At 50.1% G+C, this 16,538-nt stretch carries 10 protein-coding genes; all 10 read right to left on the reverse strand.

From position 1 onward, the window contains the following. Positions 1 to 44: 44 nt before the first annotated feature. The 10 genes from M2404_RS06520 to M2404_RS06565 all read right to left on the reverse strand — a co-directional run bounded on the left by M2404_RS06520 (position 45) and on the right by M2404_RS06565 (position 16,520). A complete protein-coding gene (locus M2404_RS06520) occupies positions 45 to 743 on the reverse strand; it encodes an OmpW/AlkL family protein (RefSeq protein ID WP_259238922.1) in 699 nt (232 codons plus the stop codon). Between the two features lie 123 nt (positions 744 to 866). Next, entirely contained in the window at positions 867 to 1,565 is a 699-nt protein-coding gene (locus tag M2404_RS06525; RefSeq protein WP_259238923.1) for a hypothetical protein, read from the reverse strand. A gap of 139 nt (positions 1,566 to 1,704) precedes the next feature. Continuing rightward, positions 1,705 to 3,147, reverse strand: coding sequence for a DUF3300 domain-containing protein (locus M2404_RS06530; protein WP_259238924.1), 1,443 nt, complete (start codon positions 3,145 to 3,147; stop codon positions 1,705 to 1,707). 165 nt (positions 3,148 to 3,312) lie between these two features. Further along, positions 3,313 to 5,025 carry a bifunctional ornithine lipid synthase OlsF gene (olsF, locus tag M2404_RS06535; RefSeq protein WP_259238926.1) on the reverse strand — a complete coding sequence of 571 codons (1,713 nt, stop codon included), beginning with the start codon at positions 5,023 to 5,025 and terminating at the stop codon, positions 3,313 to 3,315. Between the two features lie 92 nt (positions 5,026 to 5,117). Then, a complete protein-coding gene (locus M2404_RS06540; RefSeq protein ID WP_259238927.1) occupies positions 5,118 to 5,903 on the reverse strand; it encodes a UDP-2,3-diacylglucosamine diphosphatase in 786 nt (261 codons plus the stop codon). Positions 5,904 to 6,054: 151 nt separating this feature from the next. Further along, complete coding sequence (locus tag M2404_RS06545; RefSeq protein ID WP_259238928.1) at positions 6,055 to 8,487, reverse strand: ABC transporter permease; 2,433 nt, start codon at positions 8,485 to 8,487, stop codon at positions 6,055 to 6,057. 1 nt (position 8,488) lies between these two features. Next, the gene (locus M2404_RS06550; RefSeq protein WP_259238929.1) at positions 8,489 to 9,196 is read right to left on the reverse strand and encodes an ABC transporter ATP-binding protein; all 708 of its coding nucleotides are present in this window, start codon (positions 9,194 to 9,196) and stop codon (positions 8,489 to 8,491) included. A gap of 17 nt (positions 9,197 to 9,213) precedes the next feature. Beyond that, the gene (locus tag M2404_RS06555; protein ID WP_259238930.1) at positions 9,214 to 10,467 is read right to left on the reverse strand and encodes an HlyD family secretion protein; all 1,254 of its coding nucleotides are present in this window, start codon (positions 10,465 to 10,467) and stop codon (positions 9,214 to 9,216) included. Between the two features lie 37 nt (positions 10,468 to 10,504). Further along, positions 10,505 to 11,866: an MFS transporter gene (locus M2404_RS06560; RefSeq protein ID WP_259238931.1), complete on the reverse strand. Its 1,362-nt coding sequence runs from the start codon at positions 11,864 to 11,866 to the stop codon at positions 10,505 to 10,507. Positions 11,867 to 11,879: 13 nt separating this feature from the next. Next, positions 11,880 to 16,520, reverse strand: coding sequence for a non-ribosomal peptide synthetase (locus tag M2404_RS06565; RefSeq protein WP_259238932.1), 4,641 nt, complete (start codon positions 16,518 to 16,520; stop codon positions 11,880 to 11,882). Positions 16,521 to 16,538: the final 18 nt, after the last annotated feature.

Below are 16,538 nucleotides of genomic sequence, written 5' to 3' on the forward strand. Positions count from 1 at the left end.
AAAAGGCAACTGGGGCGCAGTCGCCTTTAGTCTAGGTTATTGCTTTATAACATCCAGCGCAGGCCAACCATGGCAACGTAAGGGTCTATGCTTAAATCGACACTTTGTATGGTATTACCATTTACCTGTACCCGACCTGTAGTGTCGATATCCATTTTACTCACCATCATATGCAAGCCCAGGGTATCGGTAAGTTTAATGTTTACGCCGGCCTGCAATGCCAGGCCAAAAGAGTTTTTGGCTTTTAAGCTTACCTTATCGTTGGCTGTCGTCACCTCCAGGGCCTGCAGGGCTGATATCAACTGGTTGTCTATCTGCTCGTCAAAGAACAGGGTGTAATTCACGCCTACGCCAATAAAGGGGTCAAACCTTTGGTGTTGTGGCATAAAGTGATATTGCGCCAGTAAAGTAGGCGGTAAATGCTTGGTTTTACCTACTTTTAAGCCGTCTATCGCTGAACCTTTTACGGCCATGTCATGGCTAAAAGGTGTTGCCGCAATCAGCTGAACAGCCCAGTTAGGGTTAATACGATAGTCAAATGTCAGGCCCAGTTGGGTATTAGGGTTAACGCCAACAGCAGTAGAACCTGATGGCAAACCGGCCACCTGTTCAATAACATTTAAGCTGGAACTGCTGTCATCCGGGGCAACGGTAATGGCACCGATATTAATTGCAAAGTCGGCAGAGGCAGGTGCTGCGGCAAGCATGGATGCAAGAGTGATAATAGACAGGGTTGTTTTCATAGTGATCTCCACAGATAAGTTCTGTGGCCAATTGTCCGCTTTGCTCAGCGCGGAATATTGGGCTGGATCAATAAAAACGATACTTGAAGTGAGTCAAGTATCGTTTGTTGTTTTAAATCAAAATTATAATGGCTGTACGCCACCGCCGCCAGGAGAGCACCGCGGTACATTTATATGTAGGTAGTAAGAAGATCCTGAGTCAAGCTTAATACTAAGCTCTCTGCCTCCATGTGCAGATGTTGCATAATTGATATATGAGCCTGCTGGGCCTGAGTAGATGGTTATAGGGCTGCTACCGGTTATATCTTTAACAACCATTTGAGATGCACCCGCAACCCCACTTATTATTAAACTGCCATTTCTGGTGTAGTTTGTACAACTGAAAAATTCATACTGTGCATAAGTAGGAAACGGAGCTCTTGGTCGATACTCTATTCTTGTGCCAACGACTTTTTGCTCGATATAGGTTTTTGCTAAGTCAGCAGTGCCATCACAACGGTAGATATAATAGGGATCATTAATAGGTATACCTCCATGGCCTAAGTATTCTGCTAAATCCTGAACTGGTAATGCGGGTCTGGCGGTAATGCTATCTGCAATATGTGTAGAATGGAATTTTTCCTGAGTGTAATAACCATAATATCCTGGGTTATATATATTGTAACCAAATCTATATTGGTTGTACTTACATGTGTAATTCCCGCCAAAGTGCTGGACAGCTTGGGTAATATTTACTGTAACTGCATCCCAATCGTCATATTTCGCTGCTTGTGCTAAAGATGTAGTTAACAGTAGTGCTGAAGTAAAAATTGCTGCTTTCATGTGTTTCCCTTATTATTATTTAAGTTAATTAAAATACATTATGATATGTTTTATGTAAACTAATTAAATTTTTTAGGAGGGAAATGGAGCTGATTTTAATTCAGCCCCGTAGTTTGTTTTATATCAAATAAAGTCAGTATTACTGAATTTGTCGCGCTGGTCGCTCCTGGCGTTGCATAGTAGCAGTCTGGCGTGGTTCACGTACCTGCTGCTGGCGCACTGCCGGGGCTTGTTGCTGTACCTGAGGTTGTCGTTGTTGCACAGCCGGTTGTTGTCTTGGCTGTTGTACTTGCGGTTGACGCTGCTGTAGCGCCGGTTGCTGCTGTACTGTCGGCTGGCGTTGTTCTGTTCTGAGCTGACGCTGTTCAGTACGCTGTGGCTGCGTAGTTTGCACTTCACGCTGGCGCAGCTGCTCGGTGCTGATAACCCGCTCTGAACGCTCACGCTGTAGAGCCGGTTGGCGCTGTTCTTTTAATTGCTGATTAAGCTGCTGTTGGCGGCGTTCATCACGGTTAACCTCGGTTGGCCGCTGCCGTTGCTCTGTTGAGACATGGCGTTGCTGGCGCTGGTTGTTATTGTCGTTAGCCTGCCATTCACGGTTCGGCATTTTTACCTGCTCAGCTGTTTTACGCTGATAATGCTGCTTGTTTTCACGCACCGTAGCATTGCTGTCAACACGGGTATGACGCACCGGCTGGCCTTTAATTTCGCGTGTTGGCTGGCGGTAACCATAGCCTGAGTTGTAATCACGGTTTAACCGTTCATGGCGGTAATGCACACCACGGCGATGTTCGGTGTTGTGGTGCCAGCGGCGGGCATCTACATAGTGCCTGTGGCGTACCGGATAATAGCGCGGTGGTTTATGGTAATAATGATGATGTACTACCACATGGCGGTGGTGCCAGTCGAAGATGCCGAAATAGAACCACGGCCGCACATTAACACTTACCCCCCAGTGGAACGGGCTATTGCGGTAATACACGCCTGCGGTATGCCAGTATACCGGCGGGTGGGATGGCCACCACCAGTCGCCATATACTACACGGGTGTCGTATACCGGCACGTAAACCACTTCTTTACGGGCTGGTTCAATAATAATAATTTCACGTTCGCGCTCTACCACCACGTGTTTAGTGTCATTTAATGAGCCATTGGCATAAGCCTTTTGCCGCAGGGTCTGAATGCTGGCCATTACCTGGGCTTCGTCGGCTAAAAATGCCTCACCAAGCTCCTGGGTCCAGTCCAGATCATTGCTTAGCCGCTCCAGTAATTGTGGAAACGCTACCAGGGCTTTGACGCTTGGGTCCCAGCTTTGCTTTTCTACTGCATCTACAGCGGCTTCGCCGGTCAGTTTAGGGTTATCTTTTACCCAGCGGGCAGCTTGTACTACTTCCAGCGGGTAGGTTGAGGCAATCAATACATGGGTTAATACGGTATCGGGATACAGGGCTATCGGCGCCAGCATTTGATCCAGCTGCGCCTGTGACAAGGTTTCTTCTTCAGCCCGGACATCAAACGACTGGCTAACCAGCAGCACGCACATCGCCAGTATCCGGCTTAGTTGCAGCATCAGGTTTTTCATCTTGCTATCCTCAGTTTCACCGTTAGCAAACTACTGCACTGACGGCTTTTTGTACAGTGTATAGCTTATAGGGGGATTTGGCTGAATTGAAACTGAACTTTACTGAACCTTTACATAGCAAAACCGGCAGCCAAAGCTGCCAGTTACAGTGATACATTAACCTGGTTATTCTGTGTCGATATAGCGTGCTTTTTTACTGGCTTTAAGCATGGTCATATCTACCAGTACCAGGCCGTCAACACAGTTGGCAAAACCGGGGTCGGTACCAAAAGCGAGAAACTTTACGCCACCCGATTCACACAGTTCGCTGTACTGTTTATACAGTGTGGGTACACTAACACCCATATTAGCCAGCAAGTGTTTTAGCCGGGTAAAATCCTCCAGGTAGTTATCGCCGCTAAAGTGCTGCTGTAATTCAGATAAAATAGCCTGCGGCAGCTGATAGGGTTGTTTTGAAACCGCAGCGCAGGCAGCGTCGCTAAAGTACAGGCTGTAAAAATACACCATTAAATCGCGTGCGGCCTGCGGGTAACTATTTGACAGACTGACACCGCCAAACAGATAGCGAATATCCGGGTTACGTTTTAAGTAAGCGCCAATGCCGTACCATAAATATTCCAGGCTGCGTTTACCCCAGTAACGTGGCTGCACAAAGCTGCGGCCAAGTTCTAACCCGGCATCAATATATGGCTGCATCTTGGCATCAAACTGAAATAATGACGCTGTGTACAGGCCATTCTCGCCATATTCAGCCAACACTTTGCGGGTGTTGGCAAAGCGGTAGGCGCCAACAATTTCCAGATCGTCTTTATCCCACAGGATCAGCTGCTCGTAGTGGCTGTCAAAGCGGTCTATATCGCGGCGTAAACCACTGCCTTCGCCAACAGCCCGAAAGGCAAATTCGCGCAGCCGGCCAATTTCGCGCAATATTGGCGAGCTTTGCTGGTGGCAGTACAGATAAATTTGTTTACCATCACCGGTTTGGCCGAGTAATTCGCAGGCTTCAACCGCTTTTTTCAGCACAATGCGGTCTTCCGGGTGAGCAATGGCGCTTTGGGTAATAAACAGCGGGGCTTTATCTTTAGCCAGCCGGTACAGGTGTTTTTTAAACAGCTTTACTTTAGCCTGAGTTTCCAGCGCCATACTGGCAAAGGCTTCGTAAGGGATCTGTTCACCAATGCGCATTTCCAACTTTTTACGCTGCTGCTTAAACATTTCTTTTACCAGCAACATGGTCGCCAGTGGTTTGTACAGCATAGAGGCGCCATAAAACAACGCTGAATTACGGCCATCAATATAAATAGGTAATATTGGTGCTTTGGCATTGCTGGCAAAACGTAAAAAGCCGCTATGCCACTTGCCATCACGGATACCCTCCGGGCGCAGGCGCGATACCTCGCCCGATGGAAACAGGATCAGTGCCCCCTCGGCGGCTAAGTGTTGCTGAATATTATCCAGTGCCCGCCGCTCTGTGCCACCACTCATATTGTTTACCGGCAGTAGCAGGTTATGCAGTGGCTCCAGTGCCATCAACAATTGGTTGGCGACTACTTTAACATCGGGGCGAATATCGCTTACCAGCTTTAATAAGGCTAAGCCATCCAGCGAGCCGATGGGGTGGTTGGCGATAATCACAATGCGGCCGGTGGTGGGGATGCGCTCTATTTCGTTGTCGCGCACCGAATAGCGAAAGTTAAAGTAGTCCAGTACCTGTTCAACAAATTCCAGCCCTTGTAAATGTGGGTAACGGCTGGCAAAGGCAATAAAGTCCTGCTCATGCAGCAAGCGGCGCAAGGCACCTTTTACCGGTTTATACAGCCACGGCTTGTTTGACAACTGAGGCAGATTTTGTGCAAGCACTTGTTCGACACTGATCATGGTTCGCTCCGATAGCACTGCAGTAGGTTGCGCTCAGGCTAAAGCGGTTGTATGACAATTCAGTGTCGCTTTTATGGCAGTTTGCTGAAATTTCAGGCTGCTTTCTTACTGCTGGCAGCAAGGGGCAAGGCGGCAATTTTTTCGGCCTGCTCTGTCCAGTGATACAATGCCAGGCTGCCGTCGGGTTGTTCAACCAGCGCTGTGCAGCTGTCTATCCAGTCGCCGTCGTTGCAGTAAATAATACCTTGTTCCAGGCGGATTTCGGCATGATGGATATGCCCGCATACTACGCCGTCAAAACCTCCGCGTTTGGCTTTGGCAATAGCCGCTTCCCGGTAACGGGCGATGGCTTTTTGTGCGCCCGGTACCTTACTTTTAATATAGGCTGCCAGGCTAAAGTAACCCCCCCCGGTTAACCGGCGCAGGCGGTTATACCAGCGGTTTAAAAACAGTAACAAGTCGTACAGGTTGTCGCCAAGCCAGGCATGTAGGCGGCCAAAGTTCACCTCTTTATCAAACTCATCGCCGTGCAGCAGTAACAGTTTTTTGCCCTGTGCTGTGGTATGGCTGGCGCGCAGGACAATACGAATATTACCAAAGCTTTTACCGGCATACAGCCGCATGGCTTCATCGTGGTTGCCAGGGATATATATCACCTCTACACCTTGTTCGGCTTTATCCAGCAGGCAGCGCAGCACTTTGTTCTGGCTGGGTGTCCAGTGCACCTGTTTGCGCATGGCCCATAAATCGACAATATCGCCCAACAGATAAATAGTTTGTGCCTGAGTATGCTCAAGAAAACTCAGCAGATAATCAGCCTGGCAGTCTTTGCACCCCAGATGAACGTCAGATAAAAAGATAGTGCGGCAGTTCAGCATCAGTCTGTACCCTGTAACCTTTAGGCGCTGTCAGCATCTATGCCGGTTGTGTCAGTGGTATGACGCATTTTTTAAGTTTTAATGATGCTGTGGCAACTGCTGTGGTAAGAGCGGGGCGGATGAAAGCGGTTTGCTTTCATCCGCCGCCGGATCAGTTGTTACGCAAAGAGTGAATTGCAGGCTTACTGGCAACGCCCCAAACGGCCAGAATGGCAGTTGCAATGGCGATGCTGCAGATTAACCCGACAGGGATGATAAACGACGATAGTTCAACCGAGATGGTAAACCAGGGTTTGTTTTTCACATAGCTTAACAGCGCCAGCAGCAGGGCTGTGCTACAGGTTAAGCCTATCAGAACCGGCACCATGGTGTCCTTGCAAACCAACGTCATGATCCGTTTTGGTGTGGCACCTATCGCCAGGCGGATACCCAGTTCAAATTTGCGTAATGCCATACTGTAACTTAGCACGCCATAAACACCTACCGCAGCCAGAAACAGCGACAATAACCCCAGTATGGCAGTAACCCAGGCTGATATTTTATCCATCGATATTTTCAGCTGATGGACTTCATTCATTGAATACATATCGTACAGATAAATTTGTGAACTTACCTGGGCAGCCAGTTGGTTTAACTGCGTTGAGGATAGCTGCTGGTTCGGCTTGTATGCCACCATATAGGTAGCACCACGCAGCATCGGCACATAGATACGCGGCATATTAAGCTGGTTCGGGATAGTTAAATCTTTAACGATACCGACTACATGATAAGGCACAGACTGGTTATTGAAGAAGAACGGCTTACCAAGGGCTGAGCTGCCCGGCGACAGCATTTCAGCCATTGTTTCATTGATTACTGCCACTTTGTCACGTGCAGTCACTTCTCCAGCTGTAACATTACGACCGGCAATAAAAGGTAACCCTACCAGCGGCATGTAGTTTTCATCGATGGTGCCGATGCCGGGGCCAATTGAAATACCGCCGCCAAGCTCTGAAGTAACAGCAGTGGTCCATTCGATGTTTACTGTTCTGGCCATCGGAGCATTACTGGCAAGGCTGACGCTTTCTATGGCGTTGTGTTGTTCCAGCTGTTTGGCTAATGCTTCAATATAGTTGCGCCGCTCTTCTGCCGGTGCCATCACCAGATCGCCAAGGTCGAAATCAAGGAATGCTTTCGAAGTAGTGGTAAAGCCCAGCGGCGCCTGTATTGCTTTAACCGCTGAACTGAATACCTGAATATTGCAGCTGATCAGTACGCCACACAACGTGACCTGGCTGATAATCAGAATATTACGGATGCGTGAGGATATTTGTAAGCCGGCACCCTTACCGCTGGCTTGCAAGGTTTTATTCAGTTCGCGATAGTTTAGCTGGCTGGTGGTGATCAGAGCGAAAATAGCAGCCAGTACTATACCGACTGACCAGGAAAACAGCACGGTAGGCAGGTTCAGCGCTAGTTCTGCAACCCTGGGTAAATGGGCTTGGGCTATAGAGGCCAGCAGAGTATTGCCCAAATGGGCAACCACAATGGCCAGCGTACTGGCAGCCAGCATCAGCATCAGAATTTCAGCGAAAATTACACCAAAGATATGCTGACGCTTTGCTCCCAACGCAATCTGGATCACAATTTTACGATGGTTGTTGGCTGCGCGCGCCAGAATAAGGTTGATGATATTGACGGCTGCTATCAAAACCAGTACCAGTACGCCGGCAAACATCAGCAGCGCTCTGGAGCGGGAATCGCCCATAATAACGTCTTCAAAGCTGCGCAAACTGACTGTGATCTGGCGGCTGTCGAAATAAGGTACACCGGTAACTTCTTCCCGGAATCTTTTGTTAAGCAACGTAGACAGGTTATGTTCGGTCTGGCTTGCTGACTGGCCTGCATTCAGTTTGGCAACCAGATAAATTTCAATAAAGAACATACCCCAGGCAGTATCGTCTCCGGGCGGAAGCGGGTTAAAGTCCCAGGGCAGCCAGACCTGAGTATTACGGCCGGTTTCATGTAGTTGCGGTTCGACAAAGCTTTGGGCTGTAACGCCGACAATACTGAAACTGGTGCCGTTGAACATCATTTTTTCGGACAGGATATCAGGCTTGCCTTTGTACAGTTCCTGCCACAGCTGATAGCTGATTACCGCTACCGGTACTTTGGAATGCAGGCCTTCTTCGGCAGAAAAGCCGCGCCCCAGTACATACTGGGTGCCTAACATATTTAAGTAGTCTGGCGTGATAAAGTTGGCTTTCAGCTTTGGTTTGGCATCATCATTTGTCAGTACCGCTTCACTGTATTTGATAAAAGCGCGTTGCTCAAACTGATCGGTCTGCTGATATAGTTCCATCAGGCCGGGGTAGTTTTGGGCATTATTGAATCTGAGGCGGCCATCGTCATGATGGGTCCAGTTCGTGACATAAAGCTGTTGCTGATCCGGATAGGGTAACGGTTTGTACAGTAACAGATAGTTCAGGTTAAACATACAAACCAGAGCACCCAGTGTCAGGCCGAACGTCAGTACTATCGTCGACACATAACCGGGCACGTGCTTTAAACTATTGGCAGCGGTTCTGATAAAGTAGCTGAACATATTAGCTTACCTCCGCCAATGCGCTGGCTTTATCAGTGATCTGGCCATCAAGCAGGTGCAGCTTGCGGTTTGCCATTTCAGCATAACGGGGGTCATGTGTCACCATGCACAAGGTTGTACCTTCTTTATTCAGCTGCATCAGCATGGCCATAACGGCGTCACCGTTTTTTGAATCAAGGTTACCGGTAGGTTCGTCAACCAGCAGGATGGCAGGGTTGGCGATCAAGGCTCTGGCTATGGCTACACGCTGCTGTTGTCCGCCGGATAACTGGTTTGGCTTATGTTTGGCCCGATGTGCCATATCCACTTTTTCCAGGCACTGCATCACCCGTTTTTCAAGTTCATCGTGTTTTGGCACTTGCTGGGCGTAGCGCAGCGGCAGGGCTACGTTATCAAACACACTTAATTCATCTATCAGGTTGAATGACTGGAAGATAAAGCCGATTTTGGCATTGCGGATCTCTGCGGCTTCGGTTAACGACAGACGGCTGACGTCTTTATCTTCAATCAGGTATTGGCCGCTGCTGGGCATATCCAGTAAGCCCAGAATTGACAGCAAGGTAGATTTTCCGCAGCCTGACGGGCCGCAGATAGAAACAAAGTCGCCGCTGTAAATCTCAAGATCTATCCCTCTCAGGGCATGGGTGTCCATTTCATCAGTACTGAATACCTTGGTAATTCCAGCCATTTTAATTTTTAATTCGCGCATAACCGTTTCCCTTTCATTTAGTTTGTAATACTTATGCGTTTGCTATCAGTAAAGTTTGTCATGTCTGATACGATGAAGGTGTCATTAACAGTGGCACCTTCAAGCAGTTGAATATATTTTCCGGCATCTTCGCCGTAGCGGACTGCAGAGTATTCTGCCATTTGTCGCGTAGGATCGAGTTTGTACAGATTGTTGTTGGAGTTTACCCTTACATTCACTGGCCGTTCTATGTACAGCGTGTTTTTCAGCTCGGCGGTGTAAATAACAGCATCAACATTCAGTTCCGGCCGTGCTGACGCCGGTAATTGTGCTGCCGTGAACTGAATCTCTACCGTGACAGTACCTTCCTGCACTTCAGGCGTAATACGGCTGACTTTGCCGGGGATCAGCTCTCGGCGGGTGGTCACTTCGGCAGTCTGGCCTAACTGAATTTTTTCGGCCTGCGCCTGAGGTACACGGATCAGCGCCAGCAGATCCTGTTCGCTGCCAACCAGTGCCAGCTCCTGCCCGGCAGCAATGCTTTGGCCAAGTTCTATCGGCAGCCGCTGCAGTATGCCGTTGATACCGGCTTTAACTGACAGTGCATCAACCCGGTTTTTCACTGTTAGGTACAGTGCTTCCGCCTGATTGATTTGCTCCCGTTGAATATTCAGCGCCTCCTGATTAACCAGTTTTAGCTGTGCTATGCGGTTTTGTTGGATCCTTAGGCTTTCATACAGCTGTTCCTGTTCCAGTACGGTGGTTTTGTAGGTCAGTCTGGATACTACGCCTTTATCAACCAGCTCCTGCTCGGCCTCCCGGCGTAACTTAACCATATTGAACTTTGCCGTCATTTCCGCCAGGTTGGACTCCTCTGCCAGCAGCTCGCGCTGATTATTCAGTTCCTGCCGGCGCAGGTTAGCTGCCTCCTGACTTAGCTGCATTCTGGCGCGTTCTGCTTCTTCGTGTAGTTCCGGATTGTTCAGCTTCATAATAATGCTGTCAGGTGTAACCTGGGCACCGGGGCGCAGGATAATTTCTTCCACCGTTGCCGGGGTGAGTGAGGTCAGCAGTTTTTGCCGGTGCGATCTCAGTACACCATAGCCTTGCACCTGCACGCGCAGATCACCTTGTTTTACTGTGCTTAATACCAGCTGGTTACGGTTAACCTGCCGGTGGGATTCTTTACCCATCAGCAATATGGCAACAATAACCACCAGCACGATGCAAAACAGCAGTATGGCTTTGCGTTTATAGTTGGCATGTGCAGATTTTTGCTTCACCACGTCCATACAGGACTCCTGTAAGTGTTAAGTTGGACAGCCACGGTTAACTGCTTGCCGCAGCTGTTGTACCAGCCTGCTCTTTGTTTTCGGTTGCATCATGTTCCGGATCTGGTTCTTCGCTGATATTACGGATCTGTTTATTACTGAAACCCCACAAGGCAAACAGCATAGGTAAAACCGACAAACAGATTAACATCAGTGCGATACCCCGGCCTGGCCCGGTGCCGATTATCTGGCCCACGGTACCGGTGATGATGTTGTTGCCGCGCATGATCGGTTCAAACACGAAATCTGCCAGCGGGCCGGCAAGAAAGTCACCCAGAGGAATAGTGAACTGGGCGAACATACGGCGTAATGCAAATACCCGGCCCTGTACACCCTGGGGAATACGGCTTTGCCAGATGGCCTGGCTGCAGCCGTTAATCATCGGCAACAGGAATTTAAAGCTGAACAGCCCCAGCATAATCAGCCAGACTGACGGGTAAATGCCCAGTAATAGCAGGCAGAAACCCATTAAAAAGCCACTACCTAAAATACCGTTGATCTTTTTCTGCGGGCCGCCGGTGGAAGCCAGGCACAGTGAGCCCAACAACATACCGATACCACCGACTGACAACACCATACCGATCTGTGACTCGCTGGCAAAGAAATGCAGCATAGGCAGAACAGAGATGGTCCCCATACTGACGGCGAAATTGACCATGCAAAAAAACACCAGCAGATAGACCAGATCCTTGTGTTTAAACAGGTATGCCCAGCCCAGTTTGAATTCCTGCCACATGGATGAGCCTTTTTTATCACCTTTAAAGGCTTTGGCTTTCGGTATTTTGACCAGTATCAGTGTGGTCATGGCAATAACGTAGGTGCCAAGGTCGATCAACAGGATGGTGGTCAGGTCAGTAAAGGCCAGTAAGGCACCGGCTGCTAAAGGCGCGATAATCATGCTGCTGGAATCGGCAAATTGCATCAGACCGGATACCCGGCCATAGTCTTTACGTTCTACCAGTGAGGTAATGGCCGCGATATTGGCGGGAGCCTGGAAGGCTGTCGCAACGGAGCTGATCAGCACACAGACGTAAATATGCCAGAACACTAAATTGTCGTTCATGTACTGGATAGTGATATAGAGCGTAACAAGAGCTGAAATAGTGTCGCTGATAATCAGGATCTTCTTGCGGTCATAGCGGTCAACGATGGCACCTATCCAGGGGGCCAGTATTACTGCCGGTAAGCCGGCAAGAACGGCGATCATGGTGAAGGAAGTGACTGAGTCGGTTTGTTTCAGGATCCACAGCCCCAGGGCAAAGCTGGTTAAGCCTGACCCCAGAATAGAGAATAACTGACCTGTCCACATCAGCTGGTATTTTTTCATGCCATCGCTGGCGCCCTTAAATTGCAGTAGCATTGGAAGTGTCCTTTTATAATTTGTTGTAATTGTTCAGTATTTCTAATATACATTGCTGGCAGTCTGCAGCAAGCCGTTCAATCCGGTCGACCTGATAAATGGCATTGCTAAACTCCCAGCGGATGGCCATAGCACCTTCCTTGATGTAAACCCCCACGGCCAGCGGGCGTAAACGTTTGGTCTGGTGATCCAGACCATAGCCACCAAAACCGTCAACTTTACGCAGTACGCGTAAATCTGCCTGGTTATCATGACCAAAATAGTTAAAGAACACCTGAGGTTCCGGCGTGTGGCTAAAGTGCTCGATCAGCTCCTGATCCTGATTCAGGTAGCGCAGCACGCCATAACCGATACCGCCATTGGGAATGGCCCGCAGTTGCTCGTTGATCGCTTTAATCGCAGCGACCGGGTTAGTATTGTTGCCATAATCGAGGAACGCCGGGTAAATGGTATTAAACCAGCCGACAGTGCGGGATAAATCCACATCATCAAATAAAGCTTCTTTACCATGCCCGAGCAGGTCAATCATCAGGCTGTTCGATTTACAGCTCTGCCTGAAGGCATAAACGATGCTGGTAAGCAGGATGGCATCAATTTTGGCACCGGTAATTTTCGGTACTTCGTCAAGCAGTACCGTGGTTTGTTGTTGATCCAGCTGTACATAAACGCTTTGCGAACTGGACATCAGGTTTTGCCCGTCAGGGAAGTCTTTTGTCAGTTCGGCGGCATATTTACGTTCAGGCAGCAGCCAGTATGGTCGCTGCTTTTTCATTTCATCGCTGTGGCCCCAGGCAGACAGTTTTTCCACCCATTGCTTGAAGGAGGTACCTTTCTCCGGCAATTGCAGCGGTTCGTTGCGGCTGAACTGGCGGTAGCAGGTTTCAAAATCGTCAATAATAATGTGCCAGGAACCGATATCGGCCAGCATAAAATGACCAAACAGGAACAGCGTGGGTTTCAGCTCCAGATCACAACGGTATAAACAGGCCTGAAATAACGGGCCCTGTTGTAAATCCAGGGAGGTCACACTGTGATAGATGCGCCGCCCCAACTGGCGCTCATAATCGGCCTGATCATCGGCTTTCAGCTTAACCTGCCGCAGCGTGAAGCTGGCCGGCGGACCGTCACACAGCAGCGATGGCCGGGCTGAGTCAGCATCAGGCAGCCGCATACGCAGGCTGTCATGGCGTGTCAGTACATGCTGCAGGGCCCGTTCAACTGCGCTGAGATCAAAATCATTATCCCGCGGCTCCAGATAGACACCAAGCGTATGAAAATGCGGATTGGTATGCTGTAAGCTGAGGAAATGGCGTTGTGCCGGCGTCATACTAACCGGCCCTTCAACCGGGGTAAGCTGGCGCAGTATTTGCGTCGTCAGCGACGCCTGTGCCAGCAGGCGCGGGGTTTTATGCTGGAAAACCTGCCGTGCTGTCAGGCTGATATTACATAGCTTGGCTTTTGACACCAGCTGGATCACCAGCAGGGAGTCGCCACCCAGACTGAAAAAGTCATCATCGCTGCCGACACGTTCTGTACGCAGAATTTGCTGATACAACTGGCACAGTGCGGCTTCTATATCATTAGCCGGTGCGACATAGGGTACGCCACTCTGGATTAGGTCGGCTGATGGTTTGGGCAAACCGCGGCGGTTGATTTTACCGTTTGGCGTCAGCGGCAGTTTATCCAGCTGGATAAAAATGGCCGGCACCATATATTCCGGGATGTGTTTTTTCAGGTAGAGCCGCAGCTTATCATGTTCCAGCGCACTTTCGCTGGCTTCAAAATAGCAAACAATGCGTTTGTCACCGGGCTTGAGCTCATGTACCACTGACACCGCCTGCTGTACCTGGGGATGTTTGTTCAGTGTGGTATCAATTTCACCCAGCTCAATACGGAAACCGCGAACTTTTACCTGGGAATCCGCCCGGCCCAGAAAAATAATATTACCGGCGCTGTTATAACGTGCCAGATCCCGGGTACGGTACAACATACCGGTGCCGCTGAGCGGATCGGTGACAAAAGCTTCTGCGGTCAGATCGGCTCTGGCCATATAGCCTTCGGCCAGACAGTTACCGCCAATATAAATCTCACCCGGTACACCAACCGGAACCGGCTGCATTTGATCATCCAGCAGATACATCCGGGTGTTTTCAATCGGTTTGCCGATAGTGACAGCACCGTTTTCGCCATCACCGCTTTCAATGCGATGCCGGCTGCACCAGACTGTAGCTTCGGTCGGGCCATACAGGTTCCAGAATGAAGATGAGCGCAGCAGCAGGGTTTCCGCCAGTTCCGGCGGCAGGGCTTCACCACCGCAGAGAATACGCATGTCGCGTTTACCTTGCCAGCCCATATCCAGCAGCATGCGCCACATCGAAGGCGTAGCCTGCATAACACTGATATTATGCTGTTGCATCAGTTGTAAAATGCAATTGGCATCCTGCAACTGTTCTTTATCCGCCAGCACTACGGTGCCGCCGTTAATCAGCGGCAGGAAAATCTCCAGCACGGCTATATCAAAGCTGATAGTGGTTACAGCCAGCAGTGTTTCACCTTGTTTTACTCCCGGTGCCCGGCTCATGGCCTGCAGGAAGTTCACTACCGTCTGGTGGCTGATCATGACCCCTTTGGGCAGGCCGGTGGAGCCGGAGGTGAAAATAACATAGGCCTGATCCGCCGGTTGCGCCTGAGCTGTCAGTGCTGTCACAGGCAGGCTGCTTTGTTGCAGGGTGTTGCCGTCGCTGCTCAGTTGCAATACCGGCCAGTTACCGGCAGGTAAGTTGGTGCTGAGAGCCGGTTGGCTAATGACAGCAGCGATATTGGCTGTGTCAAACATATACTGCACCCGGTCCTGCGGGTAACTGAGGTCAACCGGAATATAAGCGGCACCGGCTTTCAGGGTACCAAGCATGGCAACAATCATCGCGGCATTGCGCTCTGTGGCAATGGCAACATAGCTGCCCCTGCCAACGCCGCTGGCTTGCAGCTGCTGTGCCAGTGTAGTGCTGAGCAGATCCAACTGCCGGTAAGTTAAGCTGGTGTCACGGCTGACGATTGCCGCCAGTTCCGGGGTTGCTGCCGCCTGGCGTTGTACCATTTGGTCCAGCGTACAGGAACTGGCAGGCAGTGTATCGCCCCGGCTCCAGTGCTGCAGGATCTGCTGCTTTTCCTGTTCGCTGAGCAGGCTGACACTGGCCAGTTTTTGTTGTGGCTGGGCAAGTAAGTGTTGCAACAGCAGGGTCAGGTGTTCGGCCATCCGGCTGATGGTGTCGCGGTTAAATAAGTCTGTGTTGTATTCAATAAAGCCGCTCAGTTCACCGGTGTCATTGAAGTAAAAGGTCAGATCATACTTGGCGGTCTGGTTCTCGGTGGTCAGCGGCTGCAATTGCAGTGCCCGGTTGACAGGGGCGGTAGCATGCTGTTCGGCTGCCGCCGGGGTTTGCGTATTGTTCAGGATCAGCATTACCTGAAAAATAGCGGCCCTGCTCATATCCCGTGGCGGGTTCAGTTCTTCTACCAGTTTTTCAAACGAAATATCCTGATTGGCAAACGCATTAAAGACGGTGGTTTTTTCCTGTTCCAGTTGTTGCAGGAAGCTGAGCTGCGGATCGACATCGGTGCGAAATGCCAGCGTATTGGTAAAGAAACCAATCACATTTTCCAGCTCTGTACGGCTGCGGTTGGCGATCAGGGTGCCAATGGCAAAGTCATCCTGCCGGCTGTATTTATGCAACAGGATCCGCAGTACCGCCAGCATCAGGGTAAAAGGTGTGGCGCCGGTGCTGTGGCACAGCTGACGCAGTTTGCTACTGATGGCCGGAGCGATGTTAACCGCTACCGAATTGCCGTTATAGGTGCGTTCAGATGGCCTTGGCCTGTCGGTGTACAGTTCCAGCGGTGGTACGTCAGCCAGCTTGTCTTTCCAGTAAGCCAGCTTATTCAGCAGTTGTTTCTCCTGAGCGGGAGAGCGCTGCCAGCAGGCATAATCAATATAGCTGTATTCAGTAATAGCACTGACTGGCTGCTTATCGCCGAGCTGATAGTAGCACTGAAAAATTTGCTGGATCAGCAGGGAATGTGACCAGGCATCAAAGGCAATATGATGCACATTGATATACCACAGGTACTGCTGTTTGCTCAGCAGAAACAGCCGGCTGCGGAATACGCCATCATGCTGTAAATCGAACGGCGTGTGGCAATCTTCTTTGATTTCGCGCAGTGCGTCACTTCTGGCTTGCTCTTCTCCGCGTTCGGTGAAGTCAACTACAGGCAGGATGGTGTGGCGTTTATTGCTGATAAAGTCGGCCAGGCTGAGAATATTCTGCCGGGCGGTGCCATCAATTTCACGGTACTGGCTGCGCAGGATCGGATGAAAACTGAGGGTCTGGATCACGGCTTCGGTCAGCCGGGCTGTATCCAGTACGCCATGTACGGCGTAGACCATCGGAATATTGTATTCCGGGCTGGCCGGATCGAACTGTGACATAAACCAGATCCGCTGCTGTTCGTGCGACAGCGGGTAATGTTCAGCACTGTCTGCTTTTGGTAGCAGTAATGCTGCTGCGGGCGTAGCACTTTGCCGCTGTGCCAGCCGTTGCATCAACAGCGCTCTCTGTTCGGGGGACAGTGCGTTTAGCTTTTCTTCTATGTCCATATGGATATCCATTATTTT

This window comes from Rheinheimera pacifica, assembly GCF_024809855.1.
Lineage (GTDB): Bacteria > Pseudomonadota > Gammaproteobacteria > Enterobacterales > Alteromonadaceae > Alishewanella > Alishewanella pacifica_A.

What these genes read in the sequence shown, in the direction of transcription:
- M2404_RS06525 (WP_259238923.1), bottom strand. Translation starts at nt 1,565, where the DNA reads ATGAAAGCAGCAATTTTTACTTCAGCACTACTGTTAACTACATCTTTA.
- M2404_RS06540 (WP_259238927.1), bottom strand. Translation starts at nt 5,903, where the DNA reads ATGCTGAACTGCCGCACTATCTTTTTATCTGACGTTCATCTGGGGTGC.
- M2404_RS06560 (WP_259238931.1), bottom strand. Translation starts at nt 11,866, where the DNA reads ATGCTACTGCAATTTAAGGGCGCCAGCGATGGCATGAAAAAATACCAG.
- M2404_RS06565 (WP_259238932.1), bottom strand. Translation starts at nt 16,520, where the DNA reads ATGGACATAGAAGAAAAGCTAAACGCACTGTCCCCCGAACAGAGAGCG.
- M2404_RS06520 (WP_259238922.1), bottom strand. Translation starts at nt 743, where the DNA reads ATGAAAACAACCCTGTCTATTATCACTCTTGCATCCATGCTTGCCGCA.
- M2404_RS06550 (WP_259238929.1), bottom strand. Translation starts at nt 9,196, where the DNA reads ATGCGCGAATTAAAAATTAAAATGGCTGGAATTACCAAGGTATTCAGT.
- M2404_RS06530 (WP_259238924.1), bottom strand. Translation starts at nt 3,147, where the DNA reads ATGAAAAACCTGATGCTGCAACTAAGCCGGATACTGGCGATGTGCGTG.
- M2404_RS06555 (WP_259238930.1), bottom strand. Translation starts at nt 10,467, where the DNA reads ATGGACGTGGTGAAGCAAAAATCTGCACATGCCAACTATAAACGCAAA.
- olsF (WP_259238926.1), bottom strand. Translation starts at nt 5,025, where the DNA reads ATGATCAGTGTCGAACAAGTGCTTGCACAAAATCTGCCTCAGTTGTCA.
- M2404_RS06545 (WP_259238928.1), bottom strand. Translation starts at nt 8,487, where the DNA reads ATGTTCAGCTACTTTATCAGAACCGCTGCCAATAGTTTAAAGCACGTG.